Origin of the sequence: Pseudomonas kulmbachensis (assembly GCF_963681935.1) — a bacterium.
GTDB lineage: Bacteria > Pseudomonadota > Gammaproteobacteria > Pseudomonadales > Pseudomonadaceae > Aquipseudomonas > Aquipseudomonas kulmbachensis.
The window spans coordinates 662,491-679,462 of sequence record NZ_OY817088.1 but is presented as its reverse complement, the minus strand read 5'-3'; the positions used below and the strand labels follow the sequence as shown (position 1 = coordinate 679,462).

At 57.3% G+C, this 16,972-nt stretch carries 13 protein-coding genes; 8 read left to right on the top strand and 5 right to left on the bottom strand.

Features of this window, described 5'->3' with window-relative positions; genetic code table 11:
* Window positions 1–316 precede the first annotated feature (316 nt).
* The 8 genes from exaC to U5A05_RS03235 all read left to right on the top strand — a co-directional run bounded on the left by exaC (window position 317) and on the right by U5A05_RS03235 (window position 9,055).
* Complete coding sequence (gene exaC, locus U5A05_RS03270) at window positions 317–1,837, top strand: acetaldehyde dehydrogenase ExaC (protein ID WP_321835705.1); 1,521 nt, start codon at window positions 317–319, stop codon at window positions 1,835–1,837.
* Window positions 1,838–2,038: 201 nt separating this feature from the next.
* Complete coding sequence (gene eat / locus U5A05_RS03265; protein ID WP_321835703.1) at window positions 2,039–3,484, top strand: ethanolamine permease; 1,446 nt, start codon at window positions 2,039–2,041, stop codon at window positions 3,482–3,484.
* Window positions 3,485–3,536: 52 nt separating this feature from the next.
* Window positions 3,537–4,937: an ethanolamine ammonia-lyase subunit EutB gene (locus U5A05_RS03260; protein WP_261740784.1), complete on the top strand. Its 1,401-nt coding sequence runs from the start codon at window positions 3,537–3,539 to the stop codon at window positions 4,935–4,937.
* Between the two features lie 2 nt (window positions 4,938–4,939).
* Entirely contained in the window at window positions 4,940–5,749 is an 810-nt protein-coding gene (gene eutC / locus U5A05_RS03255; protein WP_261740783.1) for an ethanolamine ammonia-lyase subunit EutC, read from the top strand.
* Window positions 5,750–6,029: 280 nt separating this feature from the next.
* Window positions 6,030–6,683, top strand: coding sequence for a DedA family protein (locus tag U5A05_RS03250; RefSeq protein ID WP_261740782.1), 654 nt, complete (start codon window positions 6,030–6,032; stop codon window positions 6,681–6,683).
* Between the two features lie 17 nt (window positions 6,684–6,700).
* Entirely contained in the window at window positions 6,701–7,513 is an 813-nt protein-coding gene (locus tag U5A05_RS03245; protein ID WP_261740781.1) for a M90 family metallopeptidase, read from the top strand.
* A 101-nt stretch (window positions 7,514–7,614) separates the two neighbouring features.
* Window positions 7,615–8,142 (top strand): inorganic diphosphatase, encoded by a 528-nt coding sequence (gene ppa, locus U5A05_RS03240; RefSeq protein WP_321835698.1) that lies wholly within the window; start codon window positions 7,615–7,617, stop codon window positions 8,140–8,142.
* A gap of 193 nt (window positions 8,143–8,335) precedes the next feature.
* Window positions 8,336–9,055, top strand: a complete 720-nt coding sequence (locus tag U5A05_RS03235; protein ID WP_261740779.1) for a LexA family transcriptional regulator — start codon at window positions 8,336–8,338, stop codon at window positions 9,053–9,055.
* 514 nt (window positions 9,056–9,569) lie between these two features.
* Here the strand turns inward: U5A05_RS03235 and U5A05_RS03230 are convergent.
* The 5 genes from U5A05_RS03230 to U5A05_RS03210 are packed head-to-tail and all read right to left on the bottom strand — an operon-like array spanning window position 9,570 to window position 16,956.
* Window positions 9,570–10,328 carry an HNH endonuclease gene (locus U5A05_RS03230; protein WP_321835696.1) on the bottom strand — a complete coding sequence of 253 codons (759 nt, stop codon included), beginning with the start codon at window positions 10,326–10,328 and terminating at the stop codon, window positions 9,570–9,572.
* A complete protein-coding gene (locus U5A05_RS03225) occupies window positions 10,325–11,026 on the bottom strand; it encodes an RNA ligase family protein (RefSeq protein WP_321835694.1) in 702 nt (233 codons plus the stop codon). The genes U5A05_RS03230 and U5A05_RS03225 overlap by 4 nt, the downstream gene beginning before the upstream one ends.
* A complete protein-coding gene (locus U5A05_RS03220) occupies window positions 11,023–11,559 on the bottom strand; it encodes a hypothetical protein (protein ID WP_321835692.1) in 537 nt (178 codons plus the stop codon). Before U5A05_RS03220 ends, U5A05_RS03225 begins: the two co-directional genes overlap by 4 nt.
* Complete coding sequence (locus tag U5A05_RS03215; protein WP_321835690.1) at window positions 11,546–12,892, bottom strand: DUF3696 domain-containing protein; 1,347 nt, start codon at window positions 12,890–12,892, stop codon at window positions 11,546–11,548. The genes U5A05_RS03220 and U5A05_RS03215 overlap by 14 nt, the downstream gene beginning before the upstream one ends.
* Window positions 12,892–16,956, bottom strand: a complete 4,065-nt coding sequence (locus U5A05_RS03210) for an Eco57I restriction-modification methylase domain-containing protein (protein ID WP_321835688.1) — start codon at window positions 16,954–16,956, stop codon at window positions 12,892–12,894. Before U5A05_RS03210 ends, U5A05_RS03215 begins: the two co-directional genes overlap by 1 nt.
* Window positions 16,957–16,972 lie beyond the last annotated feature (16 nt).

Genomic DNA, 16,972 nt, shown 5'->3' with positions numbered 1-16,972 from the left:
GTCTCAGGCTCGACAGAGGCAACCCACCCTCAGCGGCAACAGAGATCCAGTCCAAACCGAACGCCCAGCATCCTCTCGCGTGCGAGCCATTGCAATCACGAACTGACTCACCGGTCGTCGACTGTGTCACCGATGGGACAATTTGTCACAGCTACTGTGTCACACCTGTTACAGCCGCCCTGTCACATCCCCCAGCTGAAACCCGCAAAGCCACGGTTTACAAGGCTTTCATAAATATGGCCCAGCCCTTGCTCCTGCTTAGGTCAGCGCCACAGCGCGTCCTCCCATAAGCACAATAAAGCCAGGAGACACCCCCATGCGTTACGCACAACCCGGTACTGAAGGCTCGATCGTCTCGTTCAAGAGCCGCTACGGTAACTACATCGGCGGCGAATTCGTGGCGCCCGTCAAAGGCCAGTACTTCACCAATACCTCGCCTGTGAACGGCAAAGCTATCGCCGAATTCCCGCGTTCAACCGCAGAAGATATCGATAAAGCCCTCGACGCTGCCCACGCCGCTACCGATGCCTGGGGTGCAACTTCAGTGCAAGCGCGCTCGCTGGTACTGTTGAAAATCGCTGATCGCATCGAACAAAACCTCGAACTGCTGGCTGTGACCGAAACCTGGGACAACGGCAAGGCCGTGCGCGAAACCCTGAACGCCGACGTACCGCTGGCCGCCGATCACTTCCGTTACTACGCCGGTTGCATCCGCGCACAAGAAGGCAGCGCGGCCGAGATTGATGGCAATACTGTGGCCTATCACATCCATGAGCCGCTGGGCGTGGTCGGGCAGATCATCCCGTGGAACTTCCCGCTGCTGATGGCTGCCTGGAAACTCGCGCCAGCACTGGCTGCCGGTAACTGCGTGGTGCTCAAACCTGCTGAGCAAACCCCATTGAGCATCACCGTGCTGATGGAGCTGATCGGCGACCTGCTGCCACCTGGCGTGCTCAACGTGGTGCAGGGTTTCGGCAAGGAAGCGGGCGAAGCCCTGGCGACCAGCAAACGCATCGCCAAGATTGCCTTCACTGGTTCTACGCCAGTGGGCTCGCACATCATGAAATGTGCTGCCGAAAACATCATCCCGTCGACGGTTGAGCTGGGCGGCAAGTCGCCGAACATCTTCTTCGAAGACATCATGCAGGCCGAGCCGACCTTTATTGAAAAAGCGGCAGAGGGCCTGGTGCTGGCATTCTTCAACCAGGGCGAAGTCTGCACCTGCCCATCGCGGGCACTGATTCAGGAATCGATCTACGACGACTTCATGAAAGTGGTGATGAAGAAGGTTGAATCGATCAAGCGTGGTGACCCGCTGGATACCGACACCATGGTCGGCGCCCAGGCCTCCGAGCAGCAATTCGACAAGATCCTGTCCTACCTCGAAATCGCCAAGGCTGAAGGCGCCGAACTGCTGACCGGCGGCCAGGTGGCCAAGCTCGAAGGCGACCTGGCAACCGGCTATTACATCCAGCCGACCCTGCTCAAGGGCACCAACAAAATGCGCGTGTTCCAGGAAGAAATCTTTGGCCCGGTGGTCAGCATCACCACCTTCAAGGACGAAGCCGAAGCGCTGGCCATCGCCAACGACACCGAGTTCGGTCTGGGCGCAGGCCTGTGGACTCGCGACATCAACCGCGCCTACCGCATGGGCCGGGCGATCAAGGCCGGACGCGTATGGACCAACTGCTATCACCTGTACCCGGCCCACGCCGCGTTCGGTGGCTACAAAAAATCCGGCGTTGGCCGTGAAACTCACAAGATGATGCTCGACCACTATCAGCAGACCAAAAACCTGCTGGTGAGCTACGACATCAACCCACTGGGTTTCTTCTAACCACCCCAACCCTACCCCTGTGTGGGAGCGGGCTTGCTCGCGATTGGATCGCTGCGGTGTTACTGAACCACCGCAGCGCCTGCATCACGAGCAAGCCCGCTCCCACAAGGGCACCTGGCGCTCTAACCCGTGCCTTTGGCCCAGCTCTTGCTTTGCTCCCTGTCATATCTTCTCAAACTATAAAAGAACAGGTGAATTCACATGCCTAGCGAACCTACTGCCGCTTCGGCGGCGTCTTCGGTCGACTTTGAAAAAGTCGGCTCCGAATATTTCCAGCAAAGAGAACTGAAAAAAGGCGCTGCCGGCTGGGTCCTGCTGGTGGGCCTAGGCGTTGCCTACGTGATATCCGGCGACTACGCAGGCTGGAACTTTGGCCTGGCCCAGGGCGGCTGGGGCGGGATGTTTATCGCCACATTGCTGATGGCCACCATGTACTTGTGCATGTGTTTCTCGTTAGCCGAACTGTCCTCGATGATCCCCACCGCGGGCGGCGGCTACGGCTTTGCGCGCAGTGCATTCGGGCCTTGGGGCGGGTTTCTGACCGGCACCGCGATCCTCATCGAGTACGCCATCGCTCCCGCCGCCATTGCGGTTTTTATCGGCGCTTATTGCGAGTCGTTATTCGGAATTGGCGGCTGGATGATCTATCTGGCGTTCTACATCATCTTTATCGGCATCCATATTTTCGGCGTCGGTGAAGCGCTCAAACTGATGTTTATCATCACCGCCGTAGCCGCCATTGCCTTGGGCGTGTTTCTGGTGGCGATGGTGCCGCACTTCAGCGTCGCCAACCTGTTGGACATCCCGGTCACCCAGGCCAAAGGGGCCAGCGCCTTCCTGCCCTTCGGCTATGTCGGCGTCTGGGCTGCGATTCCTTACGCGATCTGGTTTTTCCTCGCGGTCGAAGGCGTGCCGCTGGCCGCCGAAGAAACCAAAAACCCCAAGCGCGACCTGCCTCGCGGCCTGATCGGCGCCATGCTGGTGCTGGTCACCTTCGCCCTGCTGATTCTGGTAATCGGCCCGGGCGGCGCAGGCGCACACCACTTGATGGCATCGGGTAACCCGCTGGTTGAAGCGCTGAGCAAGGCCTATGGCGGCTCGACCTGGATGGGCGGCTTTGTGAACCTGGTCGGCCTGGCCGGTTTGATTGCCAGCTTCTTCTCGATCATTTACGCCTACTCGCGTCAGATCTTTGCCCTGTCCCGCGCAGGTTACTTGCCGCGCAAACTGTCCGAAACCAACAAGAGCAAGGCACCCGTACTGGCCTTGATCATTCCCGGCATCATCGGTTTTGGCCTGTCGCTGACCGGTCAGGGCGACTTGCTGATTCTGGTGGCGGTGTTTGGCGCGACAATTTCCTACGTGCTGATGATGGCCGCGCATATCACCCTGCGCATTCGTCGCCCCAAAATGGAGCGTCCGTATCGCACGCCGGGCGGTATTTTCACTTCAGGCATCGCTTTGGTGCTTGCTTGCGTGGCCGTAGTCGCCGGTTTCCTGGTGGACCCGCGCGTGGTGATTGGCGCCGCGGTGATCTATGGAGTATTAATTGCCTACTTCGCTTTTTACAGTCGGCACCACTTGGTAGCCGGTACGCCGGAAGAGGAATTCGCGGCTATCCAACAGGCCGAAAAAGCCTTGCACTAACCGCTGAGAATCCCGCCAGACGCGCTGCGTCTGGCGTTATGGAGAACCCTGAATGGCAACTTTCTCTCATGCGGTTGGTGCCCAGACCTACCGTTTCGACAGCCTCAAAGACGTAATGGCCAAGGCCAGCCCGGCGCGTTCCGGGGACTTTTTGGCAGGCGTGGCCGCGCTGAACGACGGTGAACGGGTCGCCGCGCAAATGGCACTGGCTGACATCCCGCTCGCGTATTTCCTGCAAGAAGTGCTGATCCCTTACGAGTCCGATGAAGTCACTCGGCTGATTATCGACAGCCATGACCCGCTGGCCTTCACTGCGGTCAGCCACCTCACTGTCGGTGGCTTTCGCGACTGGCTGCTCAGCGACGCAGCCGATGAACACAGCCTGCGTGCACTCGCACCGGGACTGACCCCCGAGATGGCCGCTGCCGTATCGAAGATCATGCGCGTACAAGACCTGATCCTGGTGGCGCAAAAAATCCGCGTGGTCACCCAATTTCGCGGCACCATGGGCCTGCGTGGCAGGCTTTCAACCCGCCTGCAACCCAATCACCCCACCGACGACCCCGCCGGGATCGCGGCGAGCATTCTCGACGGGCTGCTGTATGGCAACGGCGACGCCATGATCGGCATCAACCCGGCCACCGACAGCATCGCCTCAATCTGCGACTTGCTGAATATGCTCGACGCCATCATCCAGCGCTATGAAATCCCCACCCAGTCCTGCGTGCTGACCCACGTCACCACCTCAATCGAAGCGATCAATCGCGGAGTTCCGCTGGATCTGGTGTTTCAGTCCATTGCCGGTACCGAAGCGGCCAACGCCAGTTTCGGCATCAATCTGAATGTGCTGCAGGAGGGTTATGACGCGGGCTTGAGCCTTAATCGCGGCACGCTGGGCAATAACCTGATGTATTTCGAAACTGGCCAGGGCAGCGCGTTGTCGGCCAATGCACATTTCGGGGTCGATCAACAAACCTGCGAGACTCGGGCCTACGCCGTGGCGCGGCATTTCAAACCGTTTCTGGTCAACACCGTGGTCGGTTTTATCGGCCCCGAGTACCTGTACAACGGCAAGCAGATCATCCGCGCCGGCCTTGAAGATCACTTCTGCGGCAAGCTGCTGGGCGTGCCGATGGGTTGCGACATCTGCTACACCAACCATGCCGAAGCGGATCAGGACGACATGGACAACCTGCTGACGTTGCTGGGCGTAGCCGGGATCAACTTCATCATGGGTATTCCGGGCTCGGACGACATCATGCTCAACTACCAGACCACCTCGTTCCATGACGCGCTGTATGCACGCAAAACCCTGGGCCTCAAACCGGCGCCCGAGTTTGAGCAATGGCTGAGCAAGGTCGGGATTTTCACCCAGACCGATGGCCGGATTGAGTTCGGTCATCAGTTGCCGCCAGCGTTTCGCCAGGCGCTGGCTCACTTGGGAGGACGCTAAGCATGGCCAATACCCCCACCGACAGCCTCAACCCGTGGCTGGAACTGCGCCGCCTGACCCCAGCGCGTATTGCGTTGGGCCGCACTGGCACCAGCATGCCGACCCAAGCCCAGCTTGATTTTCAGTTTGCCCACGCGCAAGCCCGTGATGCGGTGCATCTGCCGTTTGACCACCCGGGTTTGAGCGCACAACTGACCGAGCGTGGCCGTGAGAGCCTGTTACTGCACAGTGCAGCGCCAGACCGTCACAGCTACCTGCAACGCCCGGACCTTGGGCGCAAGCTCAACGACGACTCCGCTCAGCAATTGCGCGACTATGCCCTGGCCAACCCCGGCGGCATTGATGTAGCGGTGGTGGTCGCCGATGGCTTGTCGGCGCTGGCCGTTCATCGCCACACCCTGCCCTTTTTGGCGCGTATGGAGGAGCACACGGCAACAGAAGGCTGGTCGCTGTCGCCGGTCATTCTGGTGGAGCAAGGCCGAGTCGCCGTGGCCGACGAGATCGGTGAATTGCTTGGCGCACGGATGGTGGTGATGCTGATTGGCGAACGCCCCGGTCTCAGCTCCCCCGACAGCCTGGGGCTGTACTTCACCTTCGCGCCCAAGGTCGGTTTGACCGATGCGTACCGCAACTGCATCTCCAATGTGCGGCTCGAGGGGCTGAGCTACGGCATGGCCGCTCACCGGCTGGCGTACCTGATGCGCGAAGCCTGCCGTCGGCAATTATCGGGGGTTAACCTGAAAGACGAAGCGCAAGTGCAAACCCTGGACGTGGACGCCCCGAGCGAGAACTTCTTGCTCAAGAACGATTGAAACCCGCTCCGCCCGGCTGTGTAGCCGCTGCCGAGGAACGATGGCTGCGAGCTGTTGAGGGCACAGGCACTCAAGCTCGCAGCCATCGTCCCTCGGCAGCGGCTACAGTTTTTGACGCTGAATACACGCTTCGCTACAAACTCAATAAGCAGAACTTGCATCAATACGTATAATCCGATTTCTTTAACGAAAGTACGAAAAATCTACATTCTTTGTAGTTAACTACTTCTCCCTCCCCGCACAGACCTGCAGAGCCGGGTCATCAACACAGGTGCTTTACATGGATTTCAACCCGATCGACATTATCCTGCACCTCGATGTGTACCTCGACATGCTGGTGAACAATTACGGGCCATGGATCTACGCCATCCTGTTTCTGGTGATCTTTTGCGAGACCGGCCTGGTGGTCATGCCATTTTTGCCGGGTGATTCGTTGCTCTTTATCGCAGGCGCTGTAGCCGCAGGCGGCGGCATGGACCCGGTACTGCTCGCAGGCTTGCTGATGCTGGCGGCGATCATGGGTGACAGCACCAACTACGTCATTGGACGAACGGTCGGCGAGCGATTGTTCAGCAACCCCAACTCGAAGATTTTCCGCCGCGATTACTTGGAAAAAACCCACGACTTCTATGAACGTCATGGTGGTAAAACCGTGACCATGGCGCGCTTCCTGCCGATTTTCCGTACCTTCGCGCCGTTTGTAGCCGGTGTGGCACGCATGTTTTACCCGCGCTTTTTCATGTTCAGCGTGTTTGGCACGATTCTATGGGTCGGCGGCCTGGTGACCCTGGGTTACTTCTTCGGCAACGTGCCTTTCATCAAGTCCAACTTGTCCTTGCTGGTAGTGGGCATCATCTTGCTGTCGCTGGTACCGATGATCATTGGCGTGATTCGCAGCCGTATGGGCCGCAGCCCTTCTAAAGCCAAAGCCTGATCGGGACCTCGCCCACTATGTGGTCTCTAAGTGAATGGCGGCGCCAGCGGATTCTGGCGCAACACCCCGTGGCGCCCGACCTGTGGCATGACGTGCGCCAGCGGTTGAGTATTCTCGACGGGCTGGATGACGAGCAGGACAAGTGGCTGCGCGACAGCAGCGTGTTGTTCCTGCAAGACAAGCACCTGACGCCCATGCCCGGGGTTGAGCTAACCGAAGAGGGCCGGCTGTTGCTGGCCGCTCAGGCACAACTGCCGTTGCTCAATCTGGGCGACCTGGACTGGTATCAGGGTTTTCACGAAATCGTGCTCTACCCCGACGACTTCATCAGCCCTCAGCGCCATCGCGACTCAAGTGGTGTCGAACATGAATGGGAAGGCCATCACAGCGGCGAAGCATGGCAGCATGGCCCCGTGGTGCTGGCCTGGCCGGGGGTGCTAAGCAGCGGCGGCTGGGAAGGCTATAACCTGGTGATTCACGAACTGGCGCACAAGCTGGACATGCTCAACGGTGCCGCCAATGGCATGCCGCCACTACACAGCAGCATGCAGGTGAGTGACTGGACCCAGGCCATGCAACAGGCCTACGACCATCTCAATCACTACCTTGACCATCACAACCCCGATCACGCACCTATCGATCCGTATGCGGCCGAAAACCCGGCGGAGTTCTTTGCGGTCACCAGCGAGTACTTTTTCAGCGCGCCAGACCTGTTGAGCCATGCTTACCCGCTGGTCTATCAACAACTGAGCCTGTTTTACCGTCAGGACCCGCTCGCACGCCTGAAACGACTGCAAAGCGAGCACCCCGAATACCGCGCACAGCACTGAGCGGCCAAGGGTGACGTGGTAACAGGAATACGCCTATAATCGCCGCCACTTTTTGGCCAAATCGGCCAAGTAAACTGGCCTACACACGGGGGCACCGCCCAATGAGCTACAGCAAGATTCCGGCTGGCAAAGACCTGCCGAATGACATCTACGTCGCTATCGAGATTCCGGCTAACCACGCGCCGATCAAATATGAAATCGACAAAGACAGCGATTGCCTGTTCGTTGACCGCTTCATGGCTACCCCGATGTTCTACCCGGCCAACTACGGCTTTATCCCTAACACCCTGGCTGACGACGGTGATCCGCTGGACGTGCTGGTTGTTACCCCTTACCCGGTAGCGCCAGGTTCGGTTATCCGCGCTCGCCCGGTTGGCATCCTGCACATGACTGACGACGGCGGCGGCGATGCCAAAGTAATTGCAGTGCCTCACGACAAGCTGTCCCAGCTGTACGTTGACGTGAAAGAGTACACCGACCTGCCTCCTCTGCTGATTCAGCAAATCCAGCACTTCTTCGAGAACTACAAAGATCTCGAAAAAGGCAAATGGGTGAAGATCGAAGGTTGGGGCGATGCTGAAGCTGCCCGCACCGAGATCATGAAGTCGGTTGCTGCCTACAAAGGCTAAGTAACCGGTTAAAAAACCTCGGCTCGCCGAGGTTTTTTTATGCCTGCATAAACGCAATAAAACAGCCTGTTCAATCCGGCTAACAGGCGTAGGAAACAGCCCTGAAAGCCATAGGAATACCCGCACTTAGCCATGTTTTTTTGAACGCTTGGTTTATTTAAACGGGCTTGCCTTGCCCGTAGACTCTGTATTCATGAATACATCCGGTGATCGCCTCAAAACCCTCCTGAGGGAGTGTCATTTAACTGCTTCTGACTTCGCAGCCAATCGCCGCGTTACGCCGCAGCACGTCAACAACTGGTTCAAACGAGGCATCCCCATGGCTCGGCTGGACGAAATCGCCGAGCTGCTGTGCGTCAACAGCCGCTGGCTGCGCACTGGCGAAGGTCTCAAACACCCGGGCCTTGCACCTGCACAAATGGCAGAGCGCCTAAAACCTGCGGTCTGTGCTGCGGACATTGTTGCGCCCTTCTACAACGAAGCCCTGCACCCCGATGGCTCAGGTAGAACCCGGGTCGTGCAAATTCCTGACTGCACGGTGCGGCTGGCTGGCTCAATTCTGCAGGCCATGGACGTCAGCCCCGACCAAGTGATGTGCGTGCCCATGATCGGCAACAACATGGCACACAAAATCCCGGACGGTTCCACCGTCGCCATCGACCGCAGCCTGACTCAAATCGTCGACGGCGAAATCTACGCCCTCGAACAAGACGGCATGCTGCGCATCAAATACCTCTATCGCCTACCGGGCAATGGCCTGCGTTTGCGCAGCGAAAACCGGTTGGAATACCCCGACGAACTACTCGACGACGCGCAAGTACAAGCGCAGCAGATACGCGTACTGGGTTGGATATTTTGGTGGTCCACGCTTAACCATCGGCGCCCACCTGTGCCGTACAAACTGGACGAATAGTGTTGAAGGCAGGCTTTTTCTGGGAAAAACGCTCTAACCCAAGTATGATTCGCCGCACTTGCGCATCCCCCTCGCGGCAAGCGAGCCGGAATGCAGGGCCAGGCAGCAAAAAGCCGCCACGCCCCACACCCAGCCACCACGCGCTGGATGTCCCGATTGAAGGCGAGTAAGGCTTATCAAAAATAAGCCAAACCCGCCCCCGAGAAGCCGGCCACAAGCCGGCTTTTTAATGCCTGAAATCCGCGTAGGACAAGGGCTTGATCCAAAGCCCCATCTTTGACCCACACTTTGACCCACACCTAAACGCTGGGTTAGCCGCTCCATCGACTCGATCTGTATGACACAAGCAATCTCGGCCATCTCACACCCTAATACGTAAATGCATCAGTCTGACCACCAATGCATTCGTATTGACCATCTAGTTGCATGTGTCTCGAGCAGCATTTAGTTAACTTGCCCCCCATCGCGGCTGCAGTTGCGATGCTCAGTAACGTAAGAGCGAACGTATTCCCCTTTACAGCAATCTGGCGCGGTGAGGTGTCAGATAAGAATGGTGCAGTGCATTGATCCAACGCAGTTTCATTCCTGGTGTAATGCCAAGGGGCAGCAAATCCATCTCTGCCAATGTTGGTGCAAGCACCAGCACACCCTGTTCATCAAAGCTAATCAGAAAACGGTCAAACAAGGCATCCAGATTGGCACTGAGCAGAAAGCCATTGAACACGTCAAGGCGTTCGGCATCGGACTCACACTCCGCCCAGGGTTTTGCATGGCTGGCGCGCAGCACCTCCGGGATCGCAATACCCGTCACCGCACATGCGCTACCCCAGTAATCTAGCATCGCATCTCGAAATTTGTTTTGGCCCACACGTTGACGCACTAAGCGCTCGACCTCGGTACCGATAATGCCTTCGGGGAGCACCGCTAGCTCAGCGGCCACTGCCTGCTGGTAGTCGGTCGCGGCCTGACTGGGCAGCGCGCGGGAAAGGCTGGCTGCACGGCGCAGAAAGGTTGCTAGAGCGGCCTCAGTCATCAAGGCAAACACTCCTGATTTCCCATAAGCCTCAGGAAAGCTGCACAGCAGTTCGGGTAGCAATATTGGCGTCGCCGCCCGAAATTGCACTTGATAGGCTCCACTTTCCTGGCCAATTAACGCGACAGAACGATGGCGTGCCGAAGCCAAGGTCACACCCGTGGCCTCAGAAGCCACTACATACTCGAATCCATTGTCGTTTCCGGCCTTCTCGATAAGGGTACGTTGCAGCGGATTCATTCAGGCACCCCCGTAGAATAATCAACGCGGTTCCATTCAATCGCTCGCTTTCGCCAGTGGGTGTCGATGGCCTGGGTAAAGTCCGGGCGGACCAGCTTGGCGCGAGCTTCGCACCACTCGACCGACTCACGGCGAATGACTAAGCCTTCCAGCGCACCAGTGCGGTAGTTGCTGGTGGTGGCGGTGACTAGTAGTCTCAGCGCAGCAACTGTCGTGGTTCCTCGCAGCACCAGCGGAACCGTCATCAAACCTGCAGCATTGGCCACTGCATTGCGCCTCTGCGTACTCCAGAAGCGACCTAAACTGCGGTCATACACATCAAACAGCAGGAACCAATCAGGAAGAGCGGCGTAGTCAAGTGAATGGCGCGCGGCGCACCACTCGCCAAAGAGGATAAGGTTTGGCTTGAGTGCGGCACGTAAGCCATCTTCGTGTTGCGCCAACCAAGCGGGCATACGTGCGAACTGACCGGCGTGAGGCTCTTCCAGGTATTGGCCCCTGTTTTGAGCGCGCAATTTGCCGTCTGGCGCGAGCGATAGCCCCACATTCGCGCCATCGAGCTTTTCTTCGACTACCACATTGCCGGCGAGAAGTGCTGACACCTCAGAGGGTGACAATACCTTGTCATCGCGCGGAGCGTTTTCGCCCAGCCAGGCAAGGTGTGGCGTGTGAGGGAATCGGAAAAAGTCGACAGTCATCTCGTCGCGACCCTTGTGTTATACCAATCATTGGGTAGCAAGCGCCGGAAACTGAGGCCAATCGCTATCAATTGCTCCTCCGCAATAAACCAGTCTGATTCAGCACCGTAAACAATAGGTGGCATTTGATCGAAGAGCATCTGAGCCGCCAGTGCACATGCAACCCATTTTCGGTCCTCTCGATCCGTTACTAGCGCTTCGTGGTCTGGCTCAAGCACTGCAATATGCTCACCGTTGGCTTCAAGCGACTCGATGGGTACATACTCCACAAGATTTCTGTCGAGCTTGCTTTGTAAAACCTGCAGGCCGTATTCCTGGTGGTGTTGATTGAACGGCATGTTTCGTTCGTACTCAGCACGTACCAAGCCTTCTTCATCGAGTACGATACGAGCATCCGACTGGTCAAAGTCGGAAAGCCATTCATACACAACTTCGCGCAGCTCAATCTCCTGCGGCATGGCCCGTATAGCCAGATCTGAAAGATCCTGCACTGCACTTGCCGCCAGCATCACGTTGGTATCAACCAGATACATTGCTATCCCTCGCCCTCAGCTCCTTTGCACGCTGAATAGCCAGCGCAGTTTGCTCTCGCGTCTCGCCCAGAGCATCACCAAAGAAGCCCTCTGGCCAGTTTTTCACGCGACCGAAATCGTCTAGTTCCAGCGGCAGCATGTGTGCAACTTTGCCCTCGCGCTCGACGAAATACATCGCGGCGTCATTGAGAGCTATTTGCTGCCTGGCGATCAACGTTTGCATACGCCGAAACAGGTGTTCGGAGTGGGTCTCGACGATAAACTGGACGTTCCGCTCTTTGCTCACTTGCGCCAGCAATTCGGCCAACTTGCTTTGCGCCAATGGATGCAAGTGGCTTTCCGGCTCTTCGACGATGACGATGTGACCCGGTTGTGCAAATAGTGCCGCGACGATGACGGGTAGAACCTGTGAAACGCCCACACCAACATCTTTGAGATTGCTGGCCTGGCCATCATTTTCAATCAGCAATTCGTAGCGTGCAGAACTGCCTAATGCGCGGATGGAAAGCCCATCCGCTAAGTTCATCGACTTCAACCAGTGAATCGTTTGCTCGAATAGTTGCGCTTCTACAGGTAAAGCGTGATTGCGCTTCTTGGCCGCCTGGCGCGCCACGCCGCTGGCGATCAAGGCATCCACTGCCTTGGCCCCATCATCGCCAATGTGTGCGGGCATACGGCCAGCCCACACATAATCGCGTTGCGCCAAGCGGCGAACCGGGCCGAGGTAAATGATGCGACTCAGCTCATCCAGCAGTGCAGGGCCGGTGGGACGGATTGGCTCAGCGCGCTCACCCAGCCTGTTCAAAATTGCAGCTGAAAACGCGAAGGAGCGCTCAGGACGGAAATCAGCGCTTTGCCCCAAGGAATTCCGCTCGCCAGCAAGCTGCAATCGATATACTCCGCGCTTACGGCGATGCACTGTAAAACCTTGGTTGTCCTTTCCAATACGCAGATATTCCAGCTCCGCGCTTCCCGCCATACCTTGCCGATAGCGGGCGGAAAATAAATTGGAATCTGCCGCAGCGACAGACTCACTCCAGCGAAACTCAATCCCAACCTGCGGAGTCAATGTGCCCTCAATAGCTGCGCCATGGCGGCAGAGCACATCCTTGAATTGCCCCAGCGTTACCGAATCATCCGCATCAGGGTTGCCCAGGTTCAGATCCAGATTGGGGTCGTCGCCTTTTACCGTTTGGCGGATCAGCAGCAGACTCTGAATCAGGCTGGATTTACCGGAAGAGTTGGAGCCCAGCAGCAGCGTAATCGGTGCCAATCGAATGGGGCCCGTGCTGCGCCAGATCTTGAAGTTCTCCAGTTTAAGGTGCGTCAACATCAGTGCAACTCCCCACGTTCCAGTTTGTCCCAGGCTTCCAGCACCAGCCGTTGGGTGCGGTACTCGCCGAACTCTCGCTCCTCGCTTCGCTTCAGAACCGAAAATGTTTCAGAGGGGTATCCCGGCTTTACCGATTGTGGATCAAGGATGAAAGAAAGTTCATCGCGATCTAGGCCATACAGTTTTGCGTAATAGGCATCCAATTCAGCGCGGAGGACTGCACGGCGTGCTGAATCAAAAGCGAAGGGAGGTTCTTCATACCCGAGATCTTTTGCCCAAGCCACCAGATCTAACGAGGTATAAGTGAGCTCCAAAATTCTCGGAATTAAAAAATCATGATCATTTTCTGAATAGCTTTCTGGTGCCAGAATGGGAAGCTGCTTCACGATGAAAAAATTCATGGTCAGCCCGCCGATTTTTTGCCGTGCCACATAGTCAAAGCAAAAAGCGGTCAGATTAGCGAGCAACAACGCCACCAATTTAGGATCATGATTTGTTAGTAGTAGTGGAAATTTATTACTAACTGCTGCTTTGGGAATAATCGCCCCCACAAATGACCTAGCGCTCGCCCTTGAATCAGTGACATCTCGGAAACCAAGAAGCCAACCTTTGGCCCATCTCTTTTCCTTTAGCCGCTCGTCAACCTCTTCCTTTGCCACCCAATAAAATGGGATTGGAGCGTAATCCGGATCGTTGAGTCTAATGCTGTCGATCTTTGGAAGGATATGTGCTCGCTGACCATTAGTTTCGCTAAAGTCGCTGTACCTATGGTTATAGTGGTAAACCATCTTGGCTTCGTACAGTGGCAGTAATTTTTCGCCTCCGCGCACAAAAATATTTCCATCCAAATCATAGCCATCGCTTTTCAGTTCTTGATAGGTCTTGAAAATGTGGCTGTCGTTCGACATGTGAAGCATCGCCATAAAGCGAATATCCCAAGGATTGTCCTCGGACACGCCATTCCGCCCTTCGCGAACTAACACAGGTACGCGTTGATAGATTTTCTTGGTCAGTTCAGCATCAAAACGCGACTGAAATATTGGGCAAGTCAGCGTATTAGGATTAACCCGCTCGATGTCTTCTGGGCTTAACGTAAAAACCCGTTCCGGGTCGTGCAGATGTTCCAGTTTTTTGCCCTGAAACAGATATCGAGTCGCCTGAATCTGCGCTGCCGCTCCAACTATCGTTGTTAATGCAAAGCGCAACATGTGGCCTTGGCCAGCACCGGGGAAAAAGCCTTCGTTTTCAAACTCAAAAAAGCTGTCGAGAGACTTATTGGAAATTAGATCGCCAAAAAAATCTTTCGTGGAGTTGTCGGTGGCCAAACCTGACGGGACGATAAACCCTGCACGACCACTAGGTGACGTTATCTGCCGAATAGTCTCGGCAAACAGTGCGTAGGTGTTCACATCCCCCACGCCGGTCAGCGGGTAACGCCCTCCATCCGGCCCGTTGACATGGGCAAACACGCTTGCGGCTTCCGCCGTGCGGCGAGCGCTGATGAACTCGGCATACAGACGCTGCTCGGCCTCGCATTCGTGTGGTGCATGCTCCAGATGCGAAAACAAATGTTTCGCCAACATCCCCTCGGCCAGCCACTGGATGCGCTGGCTGCGTTCAGCCTTATTTTGGGCATTAAACACATCCCGGTGGCGGGTGGCGAAGAATTCCTCCTCCTGCAACTTGATACGTTCCCAAGGCGGGTTGCCCAGTACGCAGTCAAAACCGCCGCCGGCAAATACCTGCGGAAAGGCTAGTGGCCAGTGAAATACCCGGGCTTCTGCACAAGCGGCTCGGGCCGCTGCCAGTGCACCTTGTTGTGGGGCTGGCAGGGCATCACCTAACAGGGTGAGGTAAAGGGTAGCGCTGGTGGGGATGTGCGCTTCGCCCCCCTCGCGCTTGGGCATCAGATAGGCCCCTACCAACAAGTCGGCAGCATGCGCTAGGCGACTGGTCTTAGCCTGTTCCAGGAATAACCGGTAGGCAGCCTCCTTGGTGGCGATTTCGTTTGTGCTGTTTTCCGGTAGGGCTTCTAGGGCTTGCAGTTGGCTGAGGCCACTGCCTGTGGCGGTGGCAACATCGAGTTGGCCAAAAGCGCGGGCGTTGCGCTGCTTTTCTAGGCTTTTGAGAGCAGCGGCGTTGGTCTTGGCGAGTAGTTTGCAGACGCTTTTGTCATCGCCGGAGAGCGGCTTGAAGGCATCTTTGGCAATGCCCATTTCCAGCGTCTTGAGGTCGGTGAGCCCCAGCAGCGCATCGCCCACTTGCAGGTGGTGGTCGAGAAAGCCCAATGGCCGGCCTTCCTCAAAGCCTTCCAGCCACAAGGCGGTGCGGGCCAGCTCAATGGCCATCGGGTTACGGTCCACACCAAAAATACAGCGGCTCACCACCTCTCGCAGCGCGTGGCGGAAGTCCTGTTCGGTTTGCTCGCCCTCGGCAGAGCGGAGTTGCGCGAGTTTTTCCGCCAAACGGCGGGCGGCGGCAAGCAGAAAGTGGCCGCTGCCGCAGGCCGGATCGATGACACGGATAGATAGCAGCGCCTCAATAGGTGCTTCGGGCCGGGCGGCAATACGCTGCTCGATTATGGGGTCGAGTGCGGACTTGATCAGCTCCTGCACCAGCGAGTCCGGTGTGTAGTAGCTGCCGCTGAGCTTACGGGCGTTGCCGGCGGTGCTACCTTCACTAGTAAGGCCTACAAAGCCAAACTTTCTGGCTGACAGATCGATTTCCGGCACCAGCTCCAGCAGGCTTTCATACACGCTACCGAGTTCTTCCGGCCCCATGTTGCGGTAGTCCACGGGCGCCAGAGTGCTACCGCCTTTGCCAACTGAATGGCTTGCCCAGCGCAGGTTTTGCATGGCGACCAGCAAGTGGGTGTTGTCGAGGCTGGCGGCGTCCAACGCCGGGCATTGGCTGGTGGCGAACAGCCCGCCCAGTGCCGGCAGGGCCAGACGCGGTTCGCCTTCGCTCAGGCCCTTGAAGACGATACGCAGTGCCTGCCAGTGGTCATCAAAGCGGTTGCGGGCGCGGCGCTTGAGGCACAGCTCGCGCAGGCGGCCCACGGCGTAACCCTCGGCATAGGCGCGGCGCTCGGCCTGGGCAGCGCTACCGTCGTCGTTGGTGTCGTTTTTGGAGTGCAGCAAGCCGCGCTCTTCGACGCTAAACAAAAAGATCAGCCGGTAGATCAAGCGGAGCAGTTGTTGAAAGTAGGCATCCTTGGTCAGTTCGCCGTTGTCCAGAGCTTGGCGCAAGGCATCGTTGGCCGGGTGCTGGACAAACCCAGTGCCTAGAGTGAGCAAGGCGTCGGTTACCCCTAAGCGCAGGCCATCGCGGACTCGAGTGCCTTCCTCCTGACCAGCAGCGCGCCACTTTTCCCAGATGCATTCGGTGGGCTTGCCCGCTGCGCGGGTGGCGTGTAGCAGGCGCCAGACATTGGCGAACTCGGCATACCGCTGGCCACCCAAAAGGTCGGCCAGATCAATTTCGAGAAAGCTGGGGCGTGTCAGTGTGGCGGCATCGCGCAAGAGACGCAGGCTTTTGCCGTTGCAGGCTATGGCCCAAAGATGATCGGAGCTGGCGTTGAGCAGCTCTTGCGCCAGCATGAAGGCTGACTTTTTGCGGCTGCCAGAGCCAACTACGGCAAAGCGTGTATCGGGCTCATGCAAGGCCAGGGTATGCGGTGCGACCACCACCGGTACGCCACCTGCGAGGAGGCCTATCGGGTAATGACGCTCCTCCAGAGTGATTCCGGAACAGGCTTGCAGTTGAGTGAAGCCGAATACATCGCGTAGCAGCTCTTGCACAAAGGTATGGGTGAGCGCAGCGGCGTCCACATCGGCACGTTCGAGTTGAGCTGCGAAGTGCTTCCACTGGGCGCAGGCGATCTGAAAGGCGCGGCTGTAATCGTCCTTCAGTTTGAGGCCCTTGGGTGTGCCGTAATCGGCTTCGGTTTGCCACTGGGCGCTGCCGAATGCAGCCTTTTCCAGTTGATCCGGCAGAAATAGGCCGCCTTCCAGCGTGAGCGTGGGCAGGTTCAGCGCTGCTTGGGTTTTACGTAGTTTTCTCATGTTCTTATCCCTAGTG